17 protein-coding genes are annotated in these 24,906 nt (G+C 67.5%); 8 read left to right on the forward strand and 9 right to left on the reverse strand.

Translation table 11 applies throughout. The features are described 5' to 3' along the window. Nucleotides 1-20 precede the first annotated feature (20 nt). The 3 genes from pyrH to rpsB form a co-directional block, all read right to left on the reverse strand. Nucleotides 21-737: a UMP kinase gene (gene pyrH, locus U1H99_RS19715; RefSeq protein WP_141837619.1), complete on the reverse strand. Its 717-nt coding sequence runs from the start codon at nt 735-737 to the stop codon at nt 21-23. Between the two features lie 137 nt (nt 738-874). Beyond that, nucleotides 875-1,783 (reverse strand): translation elongation factor Ts, encoded by a 909-nt coding sequence (gene tsf, locus U1H99_RS19720; RefSeq protein WP_323143416.1) that lies wholly within the window; start codon nt 1,781-1,783, stop codon nt 875-877. A 163-nt stretch (nt 1,784-1,946) separates the two neighbouring features. Continuing rightward, a complete protein-coding gene (rpsB, locus tag U1H99_RS19725; protein WP_323143417.1) occupies nt 1,947-2,693 on the reverse strand; it encodes a 30S ribosomal protein S2 in 747 nt (248 codons plus the stop codon). Nucleotides 2,694-2,975: 282 nt separating this feature from the next. On the opposite strand from rpsB, the gene map reads away from it, so the two are divergent. The 3 genes from map (at nt 2,976) to U1H99_RS19740 (ending at nt 7,326) form a co-directional block, all read left to right on the forward strand. Further along, nucleotides 2,976-3,803 carry a type I methionyl aminopeptidase gene (gene map, locus U1H99_RS19730; RefSeq protein ID WP_323143719.1) on the forward strand — a complete coding sequence of 276 codons (828 nt, stop codon included), beginning with the start codon at nt 2,976-2,978 and terminating at the stop codon, nt 3,801-3,803. Nucleotides 3,804-3,820: 17 nt separating this feature from the next. Continuing rightward, complete coding sequence (locus tag U1H99_RS19735; RefSeq protein ID WP_323143418.1) at nt 3,821-6,415, forward strand: [protein-PII] uridylyltransferase; 2,595 nt, start codon at nt 3,821-3,823, stop codon at nt 6,413-6,415. 164 nt (nt 6,416-6,579) lie between these two features. Next, nucleotides 6,580-7,326: a pseudouridine synthase gene (locus U1H99_RS19740; RefSeq protein WP_323143419.1), complete on the forward strand. Its 747-nt coding sequence runs from the start codon at nt 6,580-6,582 to the stop codon at nt 7,324-7,326. A gap of 43 nt (nt 7,327-7,369) precedes the next feature. Here the strand turns inward: U1H99_RS19740 and U1H99_RS19745 are convergent, their stop codons facing one another. Next, a complete protein-coding gene (locus U1H99_RS19745) occupies nt 7,370-7,690 on the reverse strand; it encodes a hypothetical protein (RefSeq protein WP_323143420.1) in 321 nt (106 codons plus the stop codon). 125 nt (nt 7,691-7,815) lie between these two features. Beyond that, nucleotides 7,816-9,999, reverse strand: coding sequence for a hybrid sensor histidine kinase/response regulator (locus U1H99_RS19750; protein WP_323143421.1), 2,184 nt, complete (start codon nt 9,997-9,999; stop codon nt 7,816-7,818). Between the two features lie 199 nt (nt 10,000-10,198). Between U1H99_RS19750 and U1H99_RS19755 the strand changes: the two genes are divergently transcribed. Further along, the gene (locus U1H99_RS19755; RefSeq protein WP_323143422.1) at nt 10,199-11,716 is read left to right on the forward strand and encodes a peptide MFS transporter; all 1,518 of its coding nucleotides are present in this window, start codon (nt 10,199-10,201) and stop codon (nt 11,714-11,716) included. A 70-nt stretch (nt 11,717-11,786) separates the two neighbouring features. Further along, nucleotides 11,787-12,335 (forward strand): GNAT family N-acetyltransferase, encoded by a 549-nt coding sequence (locus U1H99_RS19760; protein ID WP_323143423.1) that lies wholly within the window; start codon nt 11,787-11,789, stop codon nt 12,333-12,335. A 32-nt stretch (nt 12,336-12,367) separates the two neighbouring features. Here U1H99_RS19760 and U1H99_RS19765 read toward each other — a convergent pair whose 3' ends face one another. Further along, a complete protein-coding gene (locus U1H99_RS19765; RefSeq protein WP_323143424.1) occupies nt 12,368-16,219 on the reverse strand; it encodes an ATP-binding protein in 3,852 nt (1,283 codons plus the stop codon). A 245-nt stretch (nt 16,220-16,464) separates the two neighbouring features. Here U1H99_RS19765 and U1H99_RS19770 point away from each other — a divergent pair, with 245 nt between their 5' ends. From U1H99_RS19770 to U1H99_RS19780, 3 genes are read left to right on the forward strand one after another with little or no spacing between them, the layout of a single operon-like run. Beyond that, nucleotides 16,465-17,340, forward strand: coding sequence for a phosphate/phosphite/phosphonate ABC transporter substrate-binding protein (locus tag U1H99_RS19770; RefSeq protein WP_323143425.1), 876 nt, complete (start codon nt 16,465-16,467; stop codon nt 17,338-17,340). A gap of 10 nt (nt 17,341-17,350) precedes the next feature. Continuing rightward, nucleotides 17,351-20,197, forward strand: coding sequence for an EAL domain-containing protein (locus U1H99_RS19775; RefSeq protein ID WP_323143426.1), 2,847 nt, complete (start codon nt 17,351-17,353; stop codon nt 20,195-20,197). 40 nt (nt 20,198-20,237) lie between these two features. Further along, nucleotides 20,238-21,440 (forward strand): pyridoxal phosphate-dependent aminotransferase, encoded by a 1,203-nt coding sequence (locus U1H99_RS19780; protein WP_323143427.1) that lies wholly within the window; start codon nt 20,238-20,240, stop codon nt 21,438-21,440. 94 nt (nt 21,441-21,534) lie between these two features. Here U1H99_RS19780 and U1H99_RS19785 read toward each other — a convergent pair whose 3' ends face one another. The 3 genes from U1H99_RS19785 to U1H99_RS19795 are packed head-to-tail and all read right to left on the reverse strand — an operon-like array spanning nt 21,535 to nt 24,814. Beyond that, a complete protein-coding gene (locus tag U1H99_RS19785; protein ID WP_323143428.1) occupies nt 21,535-22,926 on the reverse strand; it encodes a hybrid sensor histidine kinase/response regulator in 1,392 nt (463 codons plus the stop codon). Nucleotides 22,927-22,934: 8 nt separating this feature from the next. Continuing rightward, entirely contained in the window at nt 22,935-24,395 is a 1,461-nt protein-coding gene (locus tag U1H99_RS19790; RefSeq protein WP_323143429.1) for an ATPase domain-containing protein, read from the reverse strand. Beyond that, nucleotides 24,395-24,814 (reverse strand): hypothetical protein, encoded by a 420-nt coding sequence (locus tag U1H99_RS19795; protein ID WP_323143430.1) that lies wholly within the window; start codon nt 24,812-24,814, stop codon nt 24,395-24,397. The genes U1H99_RS19790 and U1H99_RS19795 overlap by 1 nt, the downstream gene beginning before the upstream one ends. Nucleotides 24,815-24,906 lie beyond the last annotated feature (92 nt).

Below are 24,906 nucleotides of genomic sequence, written 5' to 3' on the forward strand. Positions count from 1 at the left end.
ATGCAATAACAATATTATTTTTAAACGTGTACCAGTGTACCCTCGTCTTCGCCCATGATCACGCGCTTGAGCGCGCCGGGCTTGACGATCGAAAACACCTTGATCGGGAGCTTCTGGTCGCGGCACAGGGCGAACGCGGTCGCGTCCATCACCTGCAGCTGCTTGGTGATCGCCTCGTCGAAGGAGATCGACTCGTAGCGGGTCGCGTTGGCGTCCTTCTTCGGATCGGCAGTATATACGCCGTCGACCTTGGTTGCCTTCAGCACGATCTCGGCCGAGATCTCGGAGCCGCGCAGCGCAGCGGCGGTATCGGTGGTGAAGAACGGGTTGCCGGTACCGGCCGCGAACACCACGACCTTGCCTTCCTCGAGGTACTGCAGGGCCTTCGGGCGCACGTAGGGCTCGACCACCTGCTCGATGCCGATCGCCGACATCACGCGCGCGGTAATGCCCTGCTGGCGCATGGCGTCGGCCAGGGCCAGCGCATTCATGACGGTGGCCAGCATGCCCATGTAGTCCGCGGTCGCGCGGTCCATGCCCTGCGCACCCGGGGCCACGCCACGGAAGATGTTACCGCCGCCAATCACTACCGCCAGCTCCACGCCCAGTTTCTGCACTTCGGCCACGTCGGCGACCATGCGTTCGATGGTGGCGCGGTTGATACCGAACTGGTCGTCGCCCATCAGCGCTTCGCCAGACAGTTTGAGGAGGACTCGTTGGTAGGCTGGTTTTGTCATGAATGGGGCTCCTAGAGAAAGATATTTCGAATTCGGTATTGCGCGCACGAGGGTCACCCATGCGGAGGGTGCGGCTACATTACAAACGCGTCATGTTACAAAAACGGGCCTTTCGGCCCGTCGTGTCTTACTTTTTATTACTGTTTTACTGCAGCCATCTGGGCTGCGACTTCTGCTGCGAAGTCGTCGACCTTCTTCTCGATGCCTTCGCCGACCACATACATGGTGAACGACTTGATCGAGGTGTTGGCGGCCTTCAGCATGGCTTCGACGCTTTGCTTGTCGTTCTTCACGAACGCCTGGTTCAACAGCGACACTTCCTTCAGGTACTTCTGCACCGAACCGTCAATACGCTTGGCGACGATCTCGGCCGATTGCGGCTGCTTGCCGGCGGCAGTCGCGGCATCCGCGTCTTCCTGGGCTTTCAGCTGAGCAACCGAACGCTCTTTTTCGATCAGTTCGGCCGGCACTTGCTCCGACGACAGCGAAACCGGCTTCATTGCGGCGATGTGCATCGCGACGTCTTTACCGACTTGCTCGTCGGCGCCTTCGTAGTCGACGATCACGCCGATACGGGTGCCGTGCAGGTACGAGGCCAGCTTGCCGGTGGTTTCAAAGCGCTGGAAGCGGCGCACGGTCATATTCTCGCCGATTTTGCCGATCAGTGCCGTACGCACGTCGTCGAAGGTCTTGCCGTCGACCGGCAGTGCGGCCAGGGCGGCGACGTCGGCCGGGTTGTTCTCGGCGACCAGCTTGGCAGCCAGGTTGCACAGGGCCAGGAAGTCGTGGTTCTTGGCGACGAAGTCGGTTTCGCTGTTCACTTCGACCAGCGCGCCGACGTTGCCGGCCACGTAGGCGGCCACGACGCCTTCGGCGGTCACGCGGGCAGCGGCTTTCGATGCCTTGCCGCCCAGCTTGACGCGCAGGATCTCTTCGGCACGCGCCATGTCGCCTTCGGCTTCGGTCAGTGCCTTCTTGCATTCCATCATCGGGGCGTCGGTCTTGGCGCGCAGTTCGCCAACCATCGCTGCAGTAATCGCTGCCATGTTGTTTCTCCTAATATTGACGTTCTAGATACGGATGCGGGGTGCGTTTGCTTCACCACCGCGTATTCTGCTTAAAAAAAGGGGCGCTTGGCGCCCCCTTAGTCTGTTGCTCCCATGGTCGGCTTGCCGCACATGGGAACAACAGTGGTCTTACTTATGTTTATTACGCCTGCTCGGACACTTCGACGAAGTCGTCAGCCGACTTGACCATCTCGGCGACTTCGTTGGTGGCGTTGGCACGGCCTTCCAGGATCGCATCGGCGACGCCGCGTGCGTACAGGGTGATCGCTTTCGACGAGTCGTCGTTACCCGGGATCACGTGGGTCACGCCTTCCGGCGAGTGGTTGGTGTCGACCACGCCGATGACCGGGATGCCCAGCTTGCCGGCTTCGGTGATGGCGCCCTTGTGGTAGCCGACGTCGACGACGAAGATCGCGTCCGGCACGCCTTGCAGGTCCTTGATGCCGCCGATCGACTTCTGCAGCTTTTCCAGTTCGCGCGAGAACATCAGCGCTTCTTTTTTCGACATCTTCTCGACCGAACCGTCTTCGATCTGGGCTTCCATGTCCTTCAGGCGCTTGATCGAGGTCTTGATGGTCTTGAAGTTGGTCAGCATGCCGCCCAGCCAGCGCTGGTCGACGTACGGCACGCCTGCGCGTGCGGCTTCAGCGGCGATGATGTCGCGCGCTTGACGCTTGGTACCGACCAGCAGGATGGTGCCGCGGTTCGCAGCGATCTGCTTGATGGTCTTCATCGCATCCTGGTACATCGCCATGGTTTTTTCCAGGTTGATGATGTGGATCTTGTTGCGATGACCGAAGATGAACGGTGCCATTTTCGGGTTCCAGAAACGGGTCTGGTGGCCGAAGTGAACACCGGCTTCCAGCATTTCGCGCATAGTAACGGACATATGATTCTCCAGGGTTAAGTCTTGAATAACGGCCGGTACACCTGTGACAGGCACCCTTGTCGGCCGCATTCGCGATTCAATAAATAAAAGGCTGTAAAAAGACTGTTTTTACAACATTGCCCGATGTGGATACGAGCAACCCGAGATTCTAGCGGGATTCGTGCCCGATATCAAGCGCGCCGCGCCTGCAATCTCTCCCGAAAGCGACCGGCCGCCCCGGCGACCGGCCCAGTCGCATCATATATAATGGCCCCCATCGACGATTGCAGGACAAGAAAGACCATCATGACCATCTCCATCAAGACCCCGGAAGACATCGAAGGCATGCGCGTTGCCGGCCGCCTTGGCGCCGAAGTGCTCGACTACATCACGCCGTTCGTCAAGCCGGGCGTCACCACGGGCGAACTCGACCGCCTGTGCCACGAATACATGGTGAACGTGCAGGGCACGATCCCGGCCCCGCTGAACTATGCGCCGCCTGGCTACACCCCGTTCCCGAAAGCGGTCTGCACCTCGGTCAACGACGTGATCTGCCACGGCATCCCGGGCGACAAGGTGCTCAAGAACGGCGACGTGCTGAACATCGACGTCACCGTCATCACCAAGGACGGCTACCACGGCGACAACAGCCGCATGTTCTTCGTCGGCGAACCGTCCAAGCTGGCGCGCCGCCTGTCCGAGATCACCTACGAATGCATGTGGATCGGCATCGACAAGGTGAAGCCGGGCGCGCACCTGGGCGACATCGGCTACGCGATCCAGAAGCATGCCGAAGCCGCCGGCTACAGCGTGGTGCGCGAGTTCTGCGGCCATGGCATCGGCAAGGTGTTCCACGAAGAGCCGCAGGTCCTGCATTACGGCCGCCCCGGCACCGGCGAGGAGATCCAGGCCGGCATGATCTTCACGATCGAGCCGATGATCAACGCCGGCCGCCGCGAGATCCGCGAAATGCCGGACGGCTGGACCATCAAGACCAAGGACCGCAGCCTGTCGGCCCAGTGGGAGCACATGATCCTGGTCACCGAGACCGGCTATGAAGTGCTGACCACTTCTGCCGGCACGCCGCCGCCGCCGGCCATCGTGCGTCCGCAAGACGCCGTTCCGGCCTGAGTACCCGGCACGCATCCATGTCCAGCCCCTCCACCGCCGACGCCAGCGTCCAGCAACTCCCGCTCCAGCTGAAGGGGCGCCTGAAATCCGAGCGCCAGCTCGTCATCGCCGCCTTCCAGGAAGACGGCAAGCCCGAAAAGCTGCTGCGCGCGCTGCGCCAGAGCGTCGACGGCGTGCTGGCCGACGCCTGGAACGCGGCCGGCCTGCCGGCCAACACGGCGCTGGTCGGCGTCGGCGGCTACGGCCGCGGCGAATTGTTTCCCTATTCCGACGTCGACCTCCTGATCCTGCTCGGCCAGCCGGCCGACGCCATCACCCAGGCCCGGCTCGAGCAGTTCGTGCAGCTGCTGTGGGACCTCGGCCTGGAAATCGGCCACAGCATCCGCACCGTCGACGAGTGCATGACGGAATCGAAGGCCGACATCACCGTGCAGACCAGCCTGCTGGAAGCGCGCCTGGTATGCGGCAGCGAGCCCCTGTTCGAGGAACTGCAGCGCCACTACGACGCCGCGATGGACCCGCAAGCCTTCTTCCACGCCAAGACCGCCGAGATGCGGCTGCGCCACGCCAAGTACGAATTCACGCCCTTCAGCCTGGAGCCGAACGTCAAGGAAAGCCCGGGCGCCCTGCGCGACCTGCAGGTGATCCTGTGGGTAGCCAAGGCGGCCGGCCTGGCCAGCTCCTGGGGCCAGCTGGCGATGCGCGGCCTGATCACGCGCGAGGAAGCGCGCCAGCTGATGGAAAAGGAATACGCGTTCAAGGACATCCGCGTGCGCCTGCACCTGCAGACCCGGCGCCGCGAAGACCGCCTGGTGTTCGATGTCCAAACCGCGATCGCCGAGACCTTCGGCCTGAGCTCGACCGGCGAAGGCCTGGAGGCGCGCCGCGCCAGCGAATACCTGATGCAGCGCTACTACTGGGCTGCCAAGACGGTCACCCAGCTGAACACGATCCTGCTGCAGAACATCGAAGCCCAGCTGTTCCCGACGCCTCTGATCCCGGTGCCGGTCAACCCGCGCTTCAACGAGGTCGGCGGCTTCATCGACATCGCCCACGACGACACCTTCGAGTCCTACCCGTCGGCGGTGCTCGAGATCTTCGTGGTGATGACCGAGCGGCCCGACATCAAGGGCATGACGGCGCGCACCATGCGCGCGCTGTGGCATGCGCGCACGCTGATCGACGACGCCTTCCGCGCCGAGCCGGCCAACCGCGCGCTGTTCCTGCGCGTGCTGCAGGCGCCGTCCGGCCTGGTGCACGCGCTGCGCCGCATGAACGACATGGGCATCCTGGGCCGCTACCTGCCCAACTTCCGGCGCATCATCGGCCAGATGCAGCACGACCTGTTCCACGTCTACACGGTGGACCAGCACATCATGATGGTGGTGCGTAACATGCGGCGCTTCACCATGACCGAGCACGCGCACGAATACCCGTTCTGCAGCCAGCTGATCGCCAACTTCCGCGACCGCTGGCTGCTGTACGTGGCTGCGCTGTTCCACGATATCGCCAAGGGCCGCGGCGGCGACCACTCGGAACTCGGCAAGCAGGACGTGCTCGAATTCTGCCGCGACCATGCGATCGCGGCCGACGACACCGAGCTGCTGGTGTTCCTGGTCGAACAGCACCTGACCATGTCTCAGGTGGCGCAGAAGCAGGACCTGTCGGACCCCGACGTGATCCAGGCCTTTGCCCGGCTGGTGAAGGACGAGCGCCACCTGACCGCGCTGTACCTGCTGACGGTGGCCGACATCCGCGGCACCAGCCCCAAGGTCTGGAACGCCTGGAAGGCCAAGCTGCTGGAAGACCTGTACAAGGTCACCCTGCGCGTGCTGGGCGGCGAGCCGCCCTCGGCCGATCGCGAACTGCGCGCGCGCCAGCAGGAAGCGCTGGCCACGCTGCGCCTGTTCGGCCTGCCCCCGGATGCCCACGAGGCGCTGTGGAAGCAGCTCGATGTCGCCTACTTCCTGCGCCACGACGCCTCCGACATCGCCTGGCAGACGCGCAGCCTGTACGGCCGCCTCGGCCTCGACAAGCCGGTGGTGAAATCGCGCCTGGCGCCGATCGGCGAAGGCCTGCAGGTGACGGTGTACGTGAAGGACCAGCCCGACCTGTTCGCGCGCATCTGCAGCTACTTCGACCGCAAGAACTTCTCGATCCTGGACGCCAAGATCCACACCACGCGCGACGGCTACGCGCTCGACACCTTCCTGATCACCGACGAGCATTTCGCCAACAGCTACCGCGACATCATCAACCTGATCGAGCACGAGCTGTGCGAGGTGCTGATGCGCCAGGAGCCCTTGTGCCCGCCGCTGCGCGGCCGCCTGTCGCGCATGTCGCGCACCTTCCCGATCACGCCGACAATCGACCTGCGCCCGGACGAACGCGGCCAGTTCTGGCTGCTCTCGATCGCCGCCAACGACCGCAACGGCCTGCTGTACTCGATCGCCAGCGTGCTGGCGCGCTACCGCATCAACCTGCACACGGCCAAGATCATGACCCTGGGCGAGCGGGTCGAGGACGTGTTCCTGGTCGACGGGCAGGCCTTGCACAACCAGCGGGTGCAGGTGCAGCTGGAGACCGAGTTATTCGAGGCGCTTAAAATCTGACTCAGCACCTGACACTAACCTGACGATGTAGTTATCCTTGAGACCGTCATCCCCGCGCAGGCGGGGATCCAAGTTTGCATGCGCCGCCGTAACGCAACCAACTTGGGTTCCCGCCTTCGCGGGAACGATGTTGTTTGAGTTTTCCGTTTTTCTCGAAGTAGACCATGACCGAACCAGTACGCCTCTCCAAACGCATGTCCGAACTCGGACTCTCCTCCCGCCGCGAAGCCGACGACTGGATTTCCAAGGGCTGGGTCCGCGTCGACGGCAAGGTGGTCTCCGAGCTGGGCAGCAAGGTGCTGCCACACCAGAAGATCACCGTGGTGCGCCAGGCCGCGGCAGAACAGTCCAAGCGCGTCACGGTCCTGATCCACAAGCCGGTCGGCTACGTCAGCGGCCAGGCCGAGGATGGCTACAAGCCGGCCGTGGTGCTGGTCAAGCCGGAAGCGCGCTGGCTTGATGACCCCTCGCCCGAGCAGTTCCATCCGACCCAGCTGCGCTCGCTGGTGCCGGCCGGCCGCCTCGACATCGACTCCACCGGGCTGCTGGTGCTGACCCAGGACGGCCGCATCGCCAAGCAGCTGATCGGCCAGGACACGTCCATCGAAAAGGAATACCTGGTGCGCGTGCAGTACACCAAGCCGGGCCGGCTGCCGGACGAGGACTTGCGCAAGCTGAACCACGGCCTGTGGATGGACGGCAAGCCGCTGCTGCCGGCCAAGGTGCGCTGGCAGAACGACGACCAGTTGAGTTTTACGCTGAAGGAAGGCCGCAAGCGCCAGATCCGGCGCATGTGCGACATGGTGGGATTGAAGGTGGTGGGCTTGAAGCGCGTCCGCATCGGGCGCGTCAAGCTGGGGGATTTGCCGCCGGGGCAATGGCGCTATCTCGGCCCCGACGAAGGTTTCTGACCGTGCTTCCGGTAGGGTGGACGGGTTTCCCGTCCACCCTGGATCAATGCAGGTGACGGATCCGGGTCCACGGATCCAGCACGTGCAGGTCGTCGAGCGCCGCGCGCGGACCCTCGACGCTGCCGCCGCTTTCCGGGTCCCACTCCAGGCGCAGCTTGGAGCGTCCCTTGCGCAAGTCGATGCGCGCGTAATCGACCCAGACGTCATCCTTGTCGTACTCGAAGGTCTTGATCCAGCCATCGTGTAAAAGGCTGTCCACTGCCTGCCGCAGCGCGAACGGCGGCAGGCCGTCGATCGTGTTAGGTGTCAGCTGGGGATCGCCCAGCATGTCCACATACCTCACCATGTCAGTAAGCCACGTCATGATTGCCTCCCATCTTCTCTTGATTTGATTCCAGTCTAGCGTGCCCGCTGAGCCTTAGACGTTAGCTGGCGCACGGAAGCCTCAAATGCAAGCAGGGTCATGCCCTCTATTTGTATCAGAGTGTATCAATCCGGCCCGCCGCGCCCGTCTCGAAAGCGGCCTGCTCCAGTTCTTCCAGCCGCACCGGCTTCTTCAGGTGACGCGCGAAGCCGGCTTCCAGCGCACGCTGGACGTCGCCGGCCTGGCCGTAGCCGGTCACCGCCACCAGCCGGATGCCGCCCTGGGCCTGCAGCGCGCGCCACCTCGTAGCCGGACATGTCGGGCAGGTCGATGTCGACGAAGGCCAGTACCGGCCGCTGCTGCGCGGCCAGCGCGATCGCGCTGCGGCCGTCCGCCGCACCGAGCACGGTGCTGCCGCGCGACTGCAGCAGCGCGCACATCATGTCGCGCAGGTCGCCGTTGTCCTCGACCACCAGCACCCGCAGGCCGCGCAGCGCCGTGCCGGCATCGGATCCCGGCGCCGTGGTGCCGGGCTGGGCGGAGGCTTCAGCGGGCGCCAGCGGCAGGCGCACCGTGAAGCGGCTGCCGCATTGCGCGCCGGCGCTGTGCGCCTCGACGCTGCCGCCCTGCTGTTCGACCAGCGACTTGACCACCGCCAGCCCGATGCCGAGGCCGCCCTGGGCGCGGCTCACCACCTTCCCTTGCACGAACACGTCCCAGATACGCGGCAGCAGGTCGGCATCGATGCCCTTGCCGTCGTCCAGCACTTCGAGCTCGCCCATGCCGCCGGCACTACGCGTGGTGACGCGGATCTGGCCGCCGGCCGGCGTGTACTTGGCCGCATTCTCGACCAGGTTGCCGACGATCTGGGCCAGCCGGGTCGGGTCCGCCAGCACCCGTACCGGCGCCAACGCCAGCTCGACCCAGTGTTCGGCCGTTGCACCCTGCAGCGTCATGGCGGCGTCGCGCACGGCGACCGCCAGGTCGAGCGCCACCGGCGCCAGCGTCACGCGCCCGCTCAGGACGCGGTTGGCGTCCAGCAGGTCGTCGACCAGGTGCGCCAGGTGGCGGCTCTGGCGCCCGATGATCTGGTGCGCGCGGTCGGCCTGCTCGCCCTTGACACCCATCTGGATCAGCGCGATCGCCGCGCTGATCGCGCCCAGCGGATTGCGCAGTTCGTGACCGAGCATGGCCAGGAATTCGTCCTTGGCGCGGTTCTGGGCTTCGGCGCTGCTGCGCGCCGCCTGCACCTCGGCCAAGTGGCGCCGACGCGAGGTCTCGGTCCGGATCAGGCGCGTGGAGACCGCCTGCATCACCGCCTGCAGCTTGTTCAACTCGGTGATGCGCAGGTTGGCCGACGGCGGCAGCCAGCCCTCGCCCATGCCCTCGGTAGCCGCGCTGAGATATTCGGTGGCGGCCAGCAGGCGCCGGCTGAACAAGAAGGCGCCCACGCAGGCCAGGCCGACCGCGCACAGCAGGGTGGCGGCGATCAGGCTGACCGCGTGTCCCGCGGTGGCCTCCAGTTCGGCCGCCGGCACCGCCACCGAGGCGGTCCAGCCGGACAGCGCCGAGCGCGCCAGCACACGCACCAGCTGCTCGCCGTCGCGGCCTTCGGTGGTCACCGTGTCCTGCCCAGACACGATGGCTCGGCGCAGGTCGGCCTGCGGCTGGGTGGCGACGTGGGTGCTCCACTCGCGGTTGCGGGCGATGATGCTGGCGTCGCGGTCGAACACCGTCACCATCCAGGACGGCTGCACTTCCTTCGGCAGCAGGGCGTTCAGGTGGCTCGCCTCGACCCACTGGTCGAGCAGCATGCGGCTGCCGTCGGCCAGGCGCACCGGCAGCTCCACCGACACCACGTGGCGGCCCGTGGCGCTGCCGATCACCAGGTCCGAGATGACCGGACGGTCGCGCTCCAGCACGGCGCGCACGCGCCGGCGCGAGGCGGCGGTCGGCGCGCGGATCGATTCGCCGTAGGGCAGCACCGTATTGAACAGCTGCTGGGCGTCGGGCCGCAGCAGCGCCGTATGGCGCGGACTGCCGGCGTTAGCCGCGCGCGCCTGGTCGTAAAAGGTCGGCAAGTCGCCGCGGTGCAGCGCCACCGAGGTCGCCAGCGCCCGCCCGCTGGCGATCGCCGCGGTGAGTTCCTGGTCCATCGCCAGCACCGTGGCGCGCGCCAGCTCCTGCATGCTGCGCTGCACCGCGTGGCGTTCGGCGTCGAGCACCAGCGAGATGGCGATCGCCGAACCCAGGATCAAGGGCAGGAACACGGCGGCGGCCAGCAAGGTCAGGTGGGTACGCACTCTCATGGCGGGTCGGCATATTGAACAGGCTAGCTTCGCATTCTATAGTCGACAACGCGCGCCCGTCGACAAAAATCGAAACCACATAACGCCTGTCAGTACAGGCGCCCCGTCCCGGCGGGGGCCATTGCGCGAACGCCGGCTCTCGCGTAGCATCCGGGCATTGCCGCGCTCACGAGGCCGCCGGCCACCGTCCTGGAGTCCCATGAAAAACGAAATCCCCCCGCTGTCCCCCGCCCTCCCCTACACCCAGACCCGCTCCTTCCTGACCGTCGCCCTGATCGAATTGTGGGAACGCTTCGGCTACTACGGCATGCAGGCGCTGATCGTCTACTACATGGTGCAGCGCCTCGGCTTCGAAGACAGCCGCGCCAACATGGTGTGGAGCGCCGCCGCCGCCCTGATCTACGTGGCGCCGGCGATCGGCGGCTGGATCGGCGACAAGGTGCTGGGCACGCGCCGCAGCACCTACATCGGCGCCGTGATCCTGGCGCTCGGCTACGCGCTGATGGCGGTACCGTCCGAGAACACCTGGTTCATGTTCGGCGCCCTCGGCGTGGTGGTGGTCGGCAACGGCCTGTTCAAGCCCAATGCTGGCAACCTGGTGCGCAAGATCTACGAAGGCGACGATTCCAAGATCGACAGCGCCTTCACCCTGTACTACATGGCGGTCAACGTCGGTTCCACCGTCTCGATGCTGGCCACGCCCTGGATCAAGGATGCCGTGAACGCCGCCTACGGCAACCAGCTCGGCTGGCACGCGGCCTTCGCCGTGTGCGCGATCGGCCTGGTGGTCGGCCTGCTGAACGTGATGCTGATGCGTGCCACCATCGCCCACATCGGGTCCATACCCGACGAGCGCCCGGTCGACGCCGGCAAGCTGCTGGCGGTGCTGGCCGGCGGCGTGGTGCTGGCCGCGGCGGCCGCCGTGATCCTGGAATACCAGTCACTGGCGCGCGCCTTCGTGTACGCCGCCGGCGTGGTCCTGCTGGGCATCTTCATCCACCTGATCCGCAAGAGCGCGCCGAGCGAGCGCGCCGGCCTCTCCGCGGCGCTGGTGCTGACCGCGCAGATCGTGTTCTTCTTCATCTTCTACCAGCAGATGTCGACCTCGCTGTCGCTGTTCGCGCTGCGTAACGTCGACCTCGACTTCAGCGTGTTCGGCGCCCACCTCTGGACCTGGTCGCCGGCCCAGTTCCAGGCCCTGAACGCGATCTGGATCATGGTGCTGTCGCCGGTGCTGGCCTGGGCCTATTCCGCCGCCGGCCGCTCGGGCAAGGACCTGTCGATCGCCGCCAAGTTCGCGCTCGGCTTCTTCTCGGTGGCCCTGGGCTTCTTCGCCTACGGCGTGGCCGGCGCCTTTGCCGTGAACGGCCTGACCTCGTCCTGGATCATGATCATCGGCTACGGCCTGTACTCGCTGGGCGAACTGCTGGTGTCGGGCCTGGGCCTGGCGATGATCGCACGCTACGTGCCGGCGAGCATGGGCGGCTTCATGATGGGTGCATATTATGTTGCGGTCGGCATCTCGCAATACCTGGGCGGCGTGGTCGCCAACCTGGCCAGCGTGCCGAGCGACGTCACCGACCCGGTGCAGACCCTGCCGATCTACACCAGCCTGTTCAACAAGCTCGGGATCGGTGCGCTGGCCTGCACGGTGCTCGCGCTGGCAGTGCTGCCGCTGGTGAAGCGCCTGACCGCGGCCCACCACGCCCATCAATGACAGCTTGAACGTTTGCTATGATCGAAGGCGCGTCCGCGGACGCGCCTTTTTTCATGCATGGAGCGCCACGATGACGATACTGACCACCGAACGCCTGCGCTTCGAGCCTTTCGACGAGCGCCACCTGGACGGCCTGCAGGCCATGAACCGCGATCCAGAGGTCCAGCGCTACCTGCTGGGACGGCCCGAGACGCCCGAGGAAACCCTGGCCTCGATCGGCCGCGTCAAGGCGCGCTGGGCCACGCTGGGCTACAGCTGGTGGGCTCTGATCGAGCATGACGGCAGCGAGCGCGACAGCGGCGAACTGGTGGGCGCCGGCTGCATCCAGCACCTCGGGCACGACCCGGCCAACCCGCATGAAATCGGCTGGCGCCTGCGACGCGACCGCTGGGGCATGGGCCTGGCGTCGGAGGCGGCGCGCGAACTGGTGCGGCACGGCTTCGAGGGCCTGCGGGTGCCGCTGCTGTGCGCGATCCGGCATCCGGACAATGTGGGCTCGGCGCGGGTGATGGACAAGCTGGGGATGCGGTATGCCGGGCTGCAGAACTGGGGCGGCGAGGACGTGGCGGTGCACCAGCTTGATCGCGCAGACTGGACCCGAAGCCGTCATTCCCGCTAAAGCGGGAATGACGATCAGATTGCGTGTCCGTGTCACTCGTTACCGGACATCGCCAGCCGCCGCTGCATCAGCGTCTCCAGCAGGACCGCCAGCTCGCCGGAAGCAGGCGGCTTCACCAGGTGCGCCGCGAACCCGGCCGCCTGCGAGCGCGCCCGGTCTTCCGGCTGGCCGTAGCCGCTGATCGCCACGAAATCGGTATCGCGGAACGCCGCGCGGCGGCGCAGTTCGGCCGCCAGCGCGTAGCCGTTCAGCCCGGGCAGGCCGATGTCGAGCAGCGCCACCTGCGGCCCCGCCGCGGCGGCCGCGTCGAGACGGTCGCCCAGCGCCAGCGCCGCCTGCGGGTCGGCCAGCGTGGTGACCGTATGGCCAGCCATGCGCAGCAGCGCAGCGGTCGATTCCAGCACATCGGGGTTGTCGTCCACCAGCAGCACGCTGCAGCCGAGGGATGGCGACGACGCAGCCCGAGGCGCGAGGCCGGATGCGGCGACGGCGACGTCCCGCTCGGCCAGCGGCAGGCGCACCTCGAACCGGCTGCCGTGGCCGACGCCGGCGCTGGTCACGCTCACGCTGCCCCCATGCAGCGCCACGATGTCCTTGACGATCGCCAGCCCCAGACCGAGTCCGCCGCGCGAACGGTCCAGCGCCTGCTTTTCCTGCACGAAGCGGTCGAACAAGCGCGCCAGCATGTCGGCGGCAATGCCGATGCCGTCGTCTTCCACCGCCAGCACCGCCTCGCCATCCTCGGCGCGCGCCTGTACCCGGATGTGGCCGCCGTTGTTGGTGTACTTGGCGGCATTGGTGATCAGGTTGGCGATGACCTGGGTCAGGCGGACCGGATCGCCGTTCAGCGGCAGGCCGTGCGCCGGCACCTCGATCGACAGCTGGTGGCAGCGTTCGGCCACCAGCGGCGCGCTGGCTTCGGCCGCCAGCGCCACCAGGCGCGCCAGTTCCACCGGTTCCAGCCGCAGTTCCAGCTTGCCGCGTGCGATGCGTGCCACGTCCAGCAGGTCGTCGACCAGGCGCACCAGGTGCTGGGCCTGGCGTTCGATGATCGCCAGTTCGCGCTCGGCGCCGGGCAGCCGGCGCATGCGGATCAGCTCGAGCGCGATCAGGATCGGCGACAGCGGATTGCGCAGCTCGTGGCCGAGCATCGCCAGGAACTCGTCCTTGGCGACGTTGGCCACCTCGGCATCGCGCCGTGCGCGCGCCAGTTCCGTGACTTCGAAGGCGACCACCGCAATGGCCTCGACCTTGCCTTCGGCGTCGAGCAGCGGCTGGTGGACAAAGTCGAAATAGCATTCCTGCAGCACCCCGTCACGCACCAGGTCGCTGCGCTGCGAGCGGCCGACGTACGGTTCCCCGCTGGCGTGCACATGGTCCAGCCGTTCGAAGTCGCCCTGTCCGGCCAGCTCGGGCAGCGCAGCGCGCACCGGCAAGCCAACCAGCGGACGCGGTCCCACCAGCGCCTGGTAGCTGTCGTTCGCCAGTTCGTACACGTGCTCGGGCCCGCGCAGGATCGCGATCGCGGCCGGCACCTGGCGGAAGATCGCCGCCATGCGGCTGGCCGAGGCGCGCTCGATGGCACGCATGCGTGCCCGCATCAGCTGCGAATCGATGCGGGTGAGCAGCTCGCGCGCGGCGAAGGGCTTGACCAGGTAATCGTCGGCGCCCGCTTCCAGCCCTTCGATGCGGGCTTCCTCGCCGGCACGCGCCGACACCAGCAGCACCGGCGTCTCGGCCAGGGCGGGGTCGGCGCGCAGGCGCGCGATCAGGCCGAAGCCGTCCAGGTCCGGCATCATGACGTCCGAGACGATGACGTCGGGACGTTCGCGGCGCGCGATCTCGAGCGCCTCGATGCCGGTGGCCGCGAACAGGACCTGCCAGTGCTGGCCTAGCAGGCGCGCCAGGTAGTCGCGCATGTCGGCATTGTCGTCGGCGACCAGCACGCGCGCCGGCGCCACCCCGGCCGGCAGCGAAGGCACGGCGCCGGCAACAGGCGCCGCCGGCCCGCCAGCGCCCTGCAGGGCGTCCGGCAGCCAGCGCCCGGCCTCGCCCGTGAAGCTGGCCAGCATGCGCGCACTCGGCGCCGCCGGCGCCACCTCCGGCGGCGCCGGCTGGGCATCCTGCGCCAGCGGCAGCGTCACGGTAAATGCCGTGCCCTGCCCCGGCGTGCTGGCGACGGCGATGCTGCCGCCCTGCAGCTCGACCAGGTCGCGCACCAGCGCCAGCCCGATGCCTGAGCCTTCGTAGGACCGCGAACGCGCGCCGGCGACGCGCTGGAAGCGTTCGAACACCTTGTCCAGGTGGGCCGCCTCGATGCCGATGCCGCTGTCCGCCACCACCAGGCGCGCCTGCATGCCGTGCTGTTCCAGCGTCACCCGGATGCCGCCCTCGAAGGTGAACTTGAAGGCGTTCGAGACCAGGTTGAGCACGATCTTTTCCCACATCGCGACGTCGACGCGGGCCGGCGGCGCCAGGGGCGCGCAACGCACCTCGAAGGCCAGGCCGGCGCTTTCGACCACCGAGCGGAAACCGCTCGCCAGGTCGGCGGTGAGGGCCGCCAGGTCGACGGCGACCACGTCGGCTTCCATCCGCCCGGCCTGCACGCGCGAGAAGTCGAGCAGCGTATTGACCAGCTTTTCCAGGCGCAGCGCATTGCGCTGCACCAGTTCGAAGCGGGCGCGCTGGGGCGCCGGCAACGGCTGGGCGGCGTCCACCAGGCCGTCCTCGATCGGCCCCAGCATCAGCGTGAGCGGGGTGCGGAACTCGTGGCTGACGTTGCTGAAGAAATCGGTCTTGGCGCGGTCCAGTTCGGCCAGCATGTCGGCGCGCCGGCGCTGCGCCTCGCTGGCGCCGGCGTTCTGCAGCGCCGCCGTCACCTGGGCCGCGACCATGTCGAAGAAGCTGCGGTAGTCGGCGTCGAGCCGGCGCACCGGGCTCACCGCCAGCACCAGCACCCCGAGCGGGCCCGCTCCACCCTGGGCCGCCAGCGGCAGTGCCAGCGCCTGCCGCACCGGTTTCCCGGCCAGGCCCGGCGGGATGCCTTCGATCCCGTCCAGCGCCACCGGCACCGGCCGCCCCAGCGCAAGCGCCTGCGCTACGCCGAAACGGTCGTCGCCGGCTTCGAAAGCGACCGCCGCCGGGGCCAGCCCGGCCTCCAGGCCGGCCGCCTGCGCCAGCCGCGCCAGGCGCACCGGCCCCGCTCCCTCGTTGTCGGCGGCATCGGTCAGGTACAGCAGGGCGAACGGCAGGTCGGCCGGGTTGTCGGCCAGCGTGGCAATCGCGGTGGCGGCGGCCGCCAACACGGTCTGCTGGCGCAGCGCATCCGCGGACAGGCGCGACAGCGTGGACAGGCGGCGCGCATTCAGGGTGCTGGCGCTGAGTTCGGACGAGGGGCAGAACAGGCCGCCGACGCGGCCGGCCTCGTCGACGATCGGGCTGTACGAGAACGAGTACCAGGTCTCTTCGAGGAAATCGCCGCGCAGCATGAACAACTGCACCGCGTCGACGAAGGTCGATTCGGCGCGCTGAAACACCTTGTCGGCCAGCGGGCCGCACACGTCCCAGATCTCGCTCCAGACCTCGGCCGCCGGGCGCCCCAGCGCCCACGGGTGCTTGGCGGCGCCGAGCACCTCGATATAGGCGTCGTTGTACAGGAAGGTGGCTTCCGGTCCCCAGCCGATCCACATCGGGTGGCGCGCATTCAGGATCAGGCTGACAGCGGTGCGCAGGCTTTGCGGCCAGGATGCGAGCGGACCGAGCGGCGTGGCCGACCAGTCGAAACGAAGGATCAGCCCTCCGAGCGCACCCGGGGCCGCCAGGAAATGCAGGGCCGTGCCTGACCCGTCGCTATCCGCCTCGCCGGCACCGTCATCGATCCCCATCCCTGCTCCCTGTCTTGTCGTTGTCCTGGATCGCCTGCGACTTTAGCACGTCCGTTCTTTCCGGTCATGCCCTATTCATATGTTTCCGGGGCCAGGAAGTGTTGTATGGATGTCGCCAAGGCCCGGGGTTTCGATAAATTCGTCAATTTCTCCAGGGCGAAACTTATTGCATTGTAGAAATATGCTATATTGGTTCCTCTTATCCGGCCCACGCCTGTGCCGGCCCGGCCTTACGCAACCAGATCATGACCATCTTCCATTACGCCAGCCGGGTCCGCGCCCTGCTCTGCATCGCCTGCACGGTCGCCGCCATCCCGGCCAGCGCCGCCCCGCCCCAGGCGGCCGGTTCGCACACCTATAATTTTTCGCCCGTCAACCAGTGGAACCTGCAGGTCTCGGCCAGTTACTGGAATCCGATCATCCGCTACGTGTCCGCGCGCAGCGGCGTGCACCTGAACCTGAAACTGGGCCGCACCTCGGCCGATACCACCAGCTACGTGCTGGCGCGCGAAGTCGACTTCGCCTTCACCAACCACCTGTTCAGCCCAGATCGCCAGAAGATGGGCTGGACCGTGTTCGGCCGCCGCAACGCGCCGCCGGTGCAGGGCCAGCTGGTGGTGCCGGCCGATTCGCCGATCCGCGACATCCGCGACCTGGCCGGCAGTGCCGTCGCCTTCCCCGGCCCCGAAGCGCTGGTCGCCTACAAGACCACCTACGCGCAGCTGCTGCGCAAGCACATCCCGGTGACGCCCGTATTCACCGGCAACCACGACGCCGCCTTCACCCAGCTCCTGGCCGGCAAGGTCAAGGCGGTCGGCGCCAACTCGCAGCTGGTGGCCAACTGGAGCGCGCGCGAAGGCAATGCCTTCCGCGTGCTGTGGAGTTCGGCCCCGTTCAACGAGCTGGCGCTGATGGCGTCCCCGCGCGTGCCGGCCGACGAGGTGCGCGCCGTCGCCCGTGCCTTCCTGACCATGCACCTGGACCCGGAAGGCCGCCAGATCCTGGCCGCCAGCTCCGAGCTGGTGCATGCGCCGGAACCGATTTCCTTCGTCGCCGCCAGCGACGCCGACTACGCCAGCTACCGCGCGTTCTACGCGGACGCCCCGGCCAACCTGCGCTGAGCCGAGACCGATGACGCGCTTGCCGCACCTGCTGCCACGCTCCCTGATGGGGAGGATCTTCGCCGTCTTCAGCCTGACCATGCTGGTCTTCCTGGCCGGCGGCCTGGCCCTGTTCTACCGCTACCAGTTCCTGCAGCACATCGAGGAAACCCAGGACAGCGCCATGACCCTGGTCGAAGTGGCGGCCCAGACCATCGAGGACAGCGCGGTGATCGGCGACTACGACACCGTCAGGCGCACGCTCAGCAAGATGCTGGTGCAGTCGCCGTTCAAGAGCGCCGCCTTCCTCGACGTCGCCGGCGGCAGCATCCGCCTCGAAGCGCCGCCGCTGCCGCCGTCGCACGCGGCCCCCGACTGGATGCGCGACCTGGTCGCCGAAAAGCTGTACGACGTCAACCGCGTCGCCAACGTCGGCGGCAAGGATTACGGCGTGGTGCGCCTGTCCTTCGACGAGCGCAAGCTGGCGGCCCAGATGTGGACCATGGTGGCGGAAACCTCGGCCCTGGCGCTGATCGTGTTCGTGATCAGCCTGGCGCTGATGCGGACACTGCTGCGGCGCTGGCTCGACAACCTCGGGCGCCTGCGCTCCTTCGAAAACGACGTCGCCGCCGGCCGCATCACGGCCGCGGCCGCGCTGCATGCCGACGCCCCGAGCGAGATCCAGGAAGCGATCCAGGCCGTCAACCGCAGCGCCGACAGCCTGCGCGCCCAGTTCGGCCAGCGCATCGACGCGCTGATGAATTCCCTCATGCAGCACAAGAGCGCGATGGACCAGGCGGCGATCGTGTGCGAGGTCGATATCGGCGGGCGCATCGCCGAAGTCAACGAGCTGTTCGTCGCCAACAGCGGCTTCACCCGCGCCGAGCTGGTCGGGATGCCGCTGGGCGCGGTCGGCCGGCCGGCCGATCCCGACCATGCCTGGCAACCGGGCCCGCAGGTGTGGAACGGTGAGGTCGCGCTGGCCGGCCGCAACGGCGTGCGCCAGTGGCGCCGCACCATCGTGCCGATGTTCGAGGGCGAGCGCATCGAGCGCTATATCTGTATCGACATCGACATCACCGAGCGCAAGGAATTCGAGCGCGCGATCGTGGAAAACGCCAAGCGCCAGACCCTGATCGCGGAACTCGGGCGCAAGGCGCTGGCCGACAACGACCTCGACGAGCTGTTTGCCGAAGCCGCCGAAGCCGCCGCGCGCGGCCTCGGCACGCCCGGCGCCGCGCTGTTCGAGGCCGGCAGCGACGGCAGCGTGCTGCTGCGCGCCGCCGCCGGCCGCCTGGCCGGCGCCCACGGCCAGCGCGTGGACGCCGCCGGTCCGCTGCTGCCGCAGCCTTCCAGCATGTCCCTGCGCCCCTGGATGGCGCCGCTGGCCGAGCAGCATGGCCTGGAACGTGGCCTGGACGCCTGCATCGGCAGTGCCGACAGCCCGTTCGGCCTGATCGGCGTGTACGACGACGGCCTGCGCAATTTCGGCCCCGACGACGCCAACTTCCTGCGCGGGATCGGCAACATCCTGGCCACCGCCATCGAACGCCGCGATGCGCGCAACCGCCTGACCTATCTGGCCCAGTACGATTCGCTCACCAGCCTGCCGAACCGGCGCCACCTGGCGCTCGGCCTGGAACAGGCGCTGGCGCGCGCCGCCGCGCACGGGCGCCGTGCGGCGGTGATGTTCATCGACCTCGACCGCTTCAAGAACGTCAACGACATGCTCGGCCACGGCGTCGGCGACCAGCTGCTGGTGCAGGCCGCCGCCCGCCTGCAGGCCTGCGCGCGCGCAGGCGAGCTGGTGGCGCGCCTCGGCGGCGACGAGTTCGCGGTGGTGCTGCCGAACGTCAGCGGTGACGACGACACGGCCGCGCTCGCCGCGGAGATCATCCAGTCGCTGGGCCAGCCCTTCTACCTGCAGGGCCAGCAGCTGTTCGTTTCGGCCAGCGTCGGCATCGCCAGCTATCCGGAACATGGCGACAACGCCGAGATCCTGCTGAAAAGCGCGGACACGGCGATGTACGGCGCCAAGAACGACGGCCGCAACACCTACCAGTTCTTCGCCCGGGCGATGCACGAGAACGCGGCACTACGCCTGCAGACCGAGGCCCAGCTGCGGCGGGCACTCGAGCGCGGCGAATTCATGCTGCATTACCAGCCCAAGCTGGACCTGGCCGGCGCGACCGTCAGCGGCTTCGAAGCGCTGCTGCGCTGGAACCACCCGCAGCGCGGGCTGGTGCCGCCGCTCGAATTCGTGTCGATCCTGGAAGACACGGGCCTGATCCTGCCGGTCGGCGAATGGGTGATCGGCGAAGTCTGCCGCCAGCTCAAGGCCTGGCAAGCCGACGGCCTGCCGCTGGCGCCGGTGGCGATCAACCTGTCGGCGCGCCAGCTGCAGCAGGACGACCTGGCCGGCGCGATCGAACGCATCGTGGTCGGCGCCGGGGTCGAACCGACGCTGCTCGAATTCGAGCTGACCGAGTCGATGCTGATGACGAATCCTGAGGCGGCGGTCGAGACCCTGTCGCGCATCAAGGCGCTCGGCATGCGCCTGTCGGTCGACGATTTCGGCACCGGCTATTCGAGCCTGGCCTACCTGAAGCGCTTCCCGCTGGACGCGCTGAAGATCGACCGCACCTTCGTGCGCGACCTGCCGCACGACAGCGACGACGCCCTCATCACCAAGGCCGTGATCCGGCTGGCGCACAGCCTGAACCTGAAGGTGGTGGCCGAGGGAGTGGAAAACGTCGAACAGATCCGCGAGCTGGAGAAATACGATTGCGACGAGATCCAGGGCTATTACGTCAGCCGTCCGCTGCCGGCGCAGGGGGCCGCCGCCATGCTGGTGGACAAGCAGCTGGCGACGGTATGAGCTAAGATGGCGCCATTTGCCCCAGCGCCATCCGAACAGCATGTCTTCCAACGATCCAGGTAACAAACTTGCGCGCGCCCTGCAGGTCGCCGGCCGCGTCGACGCCATCGAACCCTTCCGCGTGATGGAAATGGTCAAGGCCGCGGCTGCGATGACGCGCGCCGGCCGCGACGTCATCAGCATGAGCGTCGGCGAGCCCGATTTCACCGCCCCCGACGTGGTGGCCCGCGCGGCGATGGCGGCGATCCAGGCCGGCAGCACCCAGTACACCGAATCGCTCGGCCTGCCGGCGCTGCGCGAAGCGATCTCCGGCTGGTACGCCGGCCATTGGGGCCAGGACGTCGATCCGCGCCGCATCGTGATCACCGCCGGCGCCTCGGCCGGCCTGCTGCTGGCCTGCGCCGCGCTGGTCGACAACGGCGACGAAGTCCTGATGCCGGACCCGTGCTACCCCTGCAACCGCCATTTCGTCACCAGCTTCGGCGGCAAGCCGGTGCTGGTGCCCTCCGGTCCGGAGTCGCGCTACCAGCTCACCGCGGACCACCTCGAGCGCCACTGGAACGAGCGCACGCGCGGCGTGATCGTCGCCTCGCCCTCGAACCCGACCGGTACCGCGATGACGGCGGCGCAATCCGAAGCGCTGCTGGCCGGCGTGCGCGCCCGTGGCGGCTTCGCCATCGTCGACGAGATCTACCAGGGCCTCTCCTACGGCGAGCGCCCGACCAGCGCCCTCGCCTTCGGCGACGACATCATCACCGTCAACAGCTTCTCCAAGTATTTCAGCATGACCGGCTGGCGCCTCGGCTGGCTGGTGGTGCCGGAAGCGCTGGTGCCGACCGTCGAGAAACTGGCCCAGAACCTGTTCATCTGCGCCCCGACCATCGCCCAGCACGCGGCGCTGGCCTGCTTCACGCCGGAAGCGATCGAGATCTTCGAGGGCCGCCGCCTGGAATTCCAGCGCCGCCGCGACTTCCTGGTGCCGGCACTGCGCGGCCTCGGCTTCCAGGTGCCGGTGCTGCCGGATGGTGCCTTTTATGTCTACGCGGATATCAGTGGACTGGCGCACCCGGATGCCGGCGACAGCACGGCGTTCGGGATGACGGTGCTCAAGGATGCCGAAGTGGCGATCGTGCCGGGCGACGATTTCGGCTTCGCGGCACCGAAGCGGCATGTGCGGTTTTCGTATGCCGCCAAGTATGAGCGGATCGAGCAGGCGGTGGAGCGCTTGGCAAAGCTGCTCTAGGGGTCAGAGCCCGGTTTTGATGGTTGGGCTCTGACCCCGGTTCGAAGCCGGCGCCGGCTGCAGACTGCGCGGCTGAACACCGGGGTCAGAGCCCCTAAAAAGCAACACCGGGCTCTGACCCCTCCAGCTCGGCGATCACATCCCGCAAATTCGCCGCCGCCACCGGCTTCACCAGGTAACGGTCGAACCCGGCCGCCAGCCCGCGCGTGCGGTCGTCGTCCTGCCCATACCCCGACAGGGCCACCGCGAACGGATGCGTCCCGCCCTCCGCCGCCCGCACCGCACGCATCAGGTCCAGCCCGTCCATGCCGGGCAGTCCGACGTCGCAGATGATCACGTCCCAGGCGCCATCCAGTGCCGCCGCCAGGCCGGCATGGCCGTCGTAGGCGCAGCGCACCTGGTGGCCTTCGGACGCCAGGAAACCGGCCAGCATGTCGCAGGCGTCGACGTTGTCCTCGATCAGCAGGATATTCAGCGCAGTAGGGCGCGCCGCGGCCTTTGCCGGGGGCTGGGCGCCGACCGTGCCGCTGGAACGCGGCAGGCGCACCGTGAAGCGGCTGCCCTGCCCCAGGCCGGCGCTATCGGCGCGCACCGTCGCGCCGTGCATGGCGAGCAGGTTGCGCACCACGTTCAGGCCGACGCCGAGGCCACCCTCGGAGCGCGCCAGCGAACGCGGACCCTGGGTGAACAAATCGAAGATGTGCGGGATCACCTCGGGCGCCATGCCGATGCCGTCGTCCTCGACCACCACCAGCGCCTGCCCGGCGTCCAGCGACGCCGTCACCCGCAGCGTGCCGCCGTCGCCGGTGTACTTGGAGGCGTTGCCGATCAGGTTGGTGAACACCTGGGTCAGGCGCACCCGGTCGCCGTCGACCACGGCGGCGTCGGCGCCCGGCGCCAGGGTCAGCTGCAGCTGCTGGCGCCGTTCCTGGATGCGCGGCTGGATGGTCTCGACCGCGTGCTGCAGCAGTTCCGCCAGCGGCAGCGGCTGGACCGACAGCGTGATCTTGCCGCTGCTGATGCGCGCCGCGTCGAGGAGGTCGTCGAGCAGGCGCGCCATGTGGTCGACCTGGCGCCCGATCACGCGCGCCAGGTTGGCCAGCTGGGGCGTCGCGTTCGGCACGGTGCCCAGCAGCGAGGCCGCCATGCTGATCGGCGACAGCGGATTGCGCAGCTCATGCGCCAGCATCGCCAGGAATTCGTTCTGGCGGCGGTTGGCCGCTTCGGCATCCTCGCGCAGGTGTTCGGCGTTGAAGGTGGCCAGCACCAGGTGCTCGTTGGCTTCGCGCAGCAGCGCGACGCCTGCTTCCATCGCCTGACGCTCGCGCGCCTGCACCCGGGCCTGCTCGCGCGCTGCGGCCAGCTCGTCCTCGAGGACGCGGATGCGATGCAGCAAGTAGGCATCCTGGGCGCCCGCGGACTGGCGTCCCGTCTCGTCGATGGAACGCTGCTCGGAGGCGCCCTGTTGTTCCCGGTAGGTTCCCATCGTCGTCCTTATTTGCGTGGCGGGCGCGGGGTCGGCCAGCCGGTCAGCATGCGGTCGTAGGCCACGGCGCGGTCCTCGACCTCGATCCCGGCGTCGGTGATGCGGTAGGCGCGCAGTTCGCTGCTATGGGCGCTGCCGCGTACCTTCACCACGGTCATGAACTTGCACAGCCGGCCTTCGACTTCGGCAAAGCGCATGGTCAGCACCGCATCGGCCAGGAAGCACAGGTTGTCGAAGCTGAAGCGCATGTCGGGCTGGTTGTCCTCGAAGCCGGCCGTGACCAGCACGCTCACGCCGCGCCCGGCCAGCAGCGCCAGCGTGCGGAACACGGTCAGGCGCAGGTCATGGCGGAATTCCGGCGCCAGGTAGAGGCCGATCTCGGACAGCGAATCGATCACGACCCGGGTGGCGCCGGTACGCTCGATGGCCTCGGTCAGCTCGTCGAGCAGCTCTTCCACGCTGAGTGCCAGCGAACGCGGTTCGATCACGGTCACCTTGCCGGCGCGCGTCATCTCGATCAGCGCGGCATTGTGCAGGCGCGTCGTGTGCTTTTCGAAGTACAGCGCGATGCCGTGCTCGCCGCGCGCGGCGCCGGCGCTCAGGAAGTGGGTGCCGAGGATGGTCTTGCCGATGCCGGTGGGGCCGGTGGCCATCAGCGTATGCCCCTGCGGCAGCCCGCCGTGCAGCAGGTCGTCGAGGCCGGCCACGCCCGTCGGGATGCGGTGCGGGTCGCGCTCGATCGCGCTGTAGGCGCCCTGCACCGCTCCCAGAAGGCGCGGATAGATGCGGATGCCGTCATCGCTGATGCGCATCGTGTGCGAGCCGGCCATGTGGGCCTGGCCACGCATCTTGATCACCCGGATCTTGCGCACCACCACGTCCTCGTGCAGGTTGTGCGACAGCGAGACCATGCCGTCGGCTACCGTGATGATCGGATTGGCCTCGACGTCGCTCTGCGTGTATTCGCCGATCAGGAAGGTGGTGGCCTGCCACATCGCCATGCGCGAGCCGAGTTCCTGGATGAAGTGCTGCAGGTCCCACAAGCCCTTGTTGCCGCTGCGCGCGGTCTGCACCACCGAGCGGAAGGAGTCGACGAACACCAGGCCCGGCGAGAAATCCTCGACTTCGCGCATGATGCGCTCCAGCACCCCGCTGAAATCGCCGGCGCGCAAATCGTCGGCCAGGTTGACGTAGCGGATACTGGTGCCGACCTTGTCCATGTCGAAGAACGAGAACTGCTGCTGGTAGCGCAGCATCTTGAGCGGCGGTTCGCCCAGCACCGTGAAGAACAGGGCGCGGCGGTCGGGATGGGCGAGCGCGAACATGATCTGGTGGGCCAGCGTGGTCTTGCCGCTGCCGGGCGCGCCGGCGATCAGCGTGAACGAAAATTCGGTCAGTCCACCCCCGAGGAGAACGTCCAGCCCCGGCACGCCGGTGCTGAGTTTTCCCAAGGTTACTTTCTCGCTCATTACTTGTGCTCCTGTTGATTCTGTTGCCGGTCGTCGCCCACCGTGTGTTCCGCCAGCAGCCGCACGGTCAGCGCGGGCCCGATCAGGGCACCGAGCTGACGGGTAAAGGTGACCATCAGTACCTCGTGCGCGGCGCTTGCCGCGGTCGCATCGGCACGCGCCAGGTCGCTTTCCAGCGCCGCCAGCAGCGCGGCGCCGGTCTGGCGCGACGCGTCCACGCTCAGCCATGGCCAGGCCGGCGCCACCAGGCGCAGCGTGCGGCCGAGCAAGGCGCCGAAACCGTTGTCGCCAATTAGCGGAACGAGTTGCCGGCTCAAGCGCGACCAGGTCTGCACGGGCGGCAACGCGTGCGCGGCGCGCGGCGCGTCCGAAGCCATGCCGGCGTCAGGCGGCGGCGCGCGGTAGTCGTGTTTGTCCATTCAGGAATTTCGGGATCGGGTTCTTATGCCATGCAATGCCGCCGGGCAGGCGGCTTCCGTGGCGTCATTATAGCTTGAGTCCGAAATGTGGA

The organism is Massilia phyllosphaerae (genome assembly GCF_034659755.1).
Taxonomy (GTDB): domain Bacteria; phylum Pseudomonadota; class Gammaproteobacteria; order Burkholderiales; family Burkholderiaceae_D; genus Telluria; species Telluria phyllosphaerae.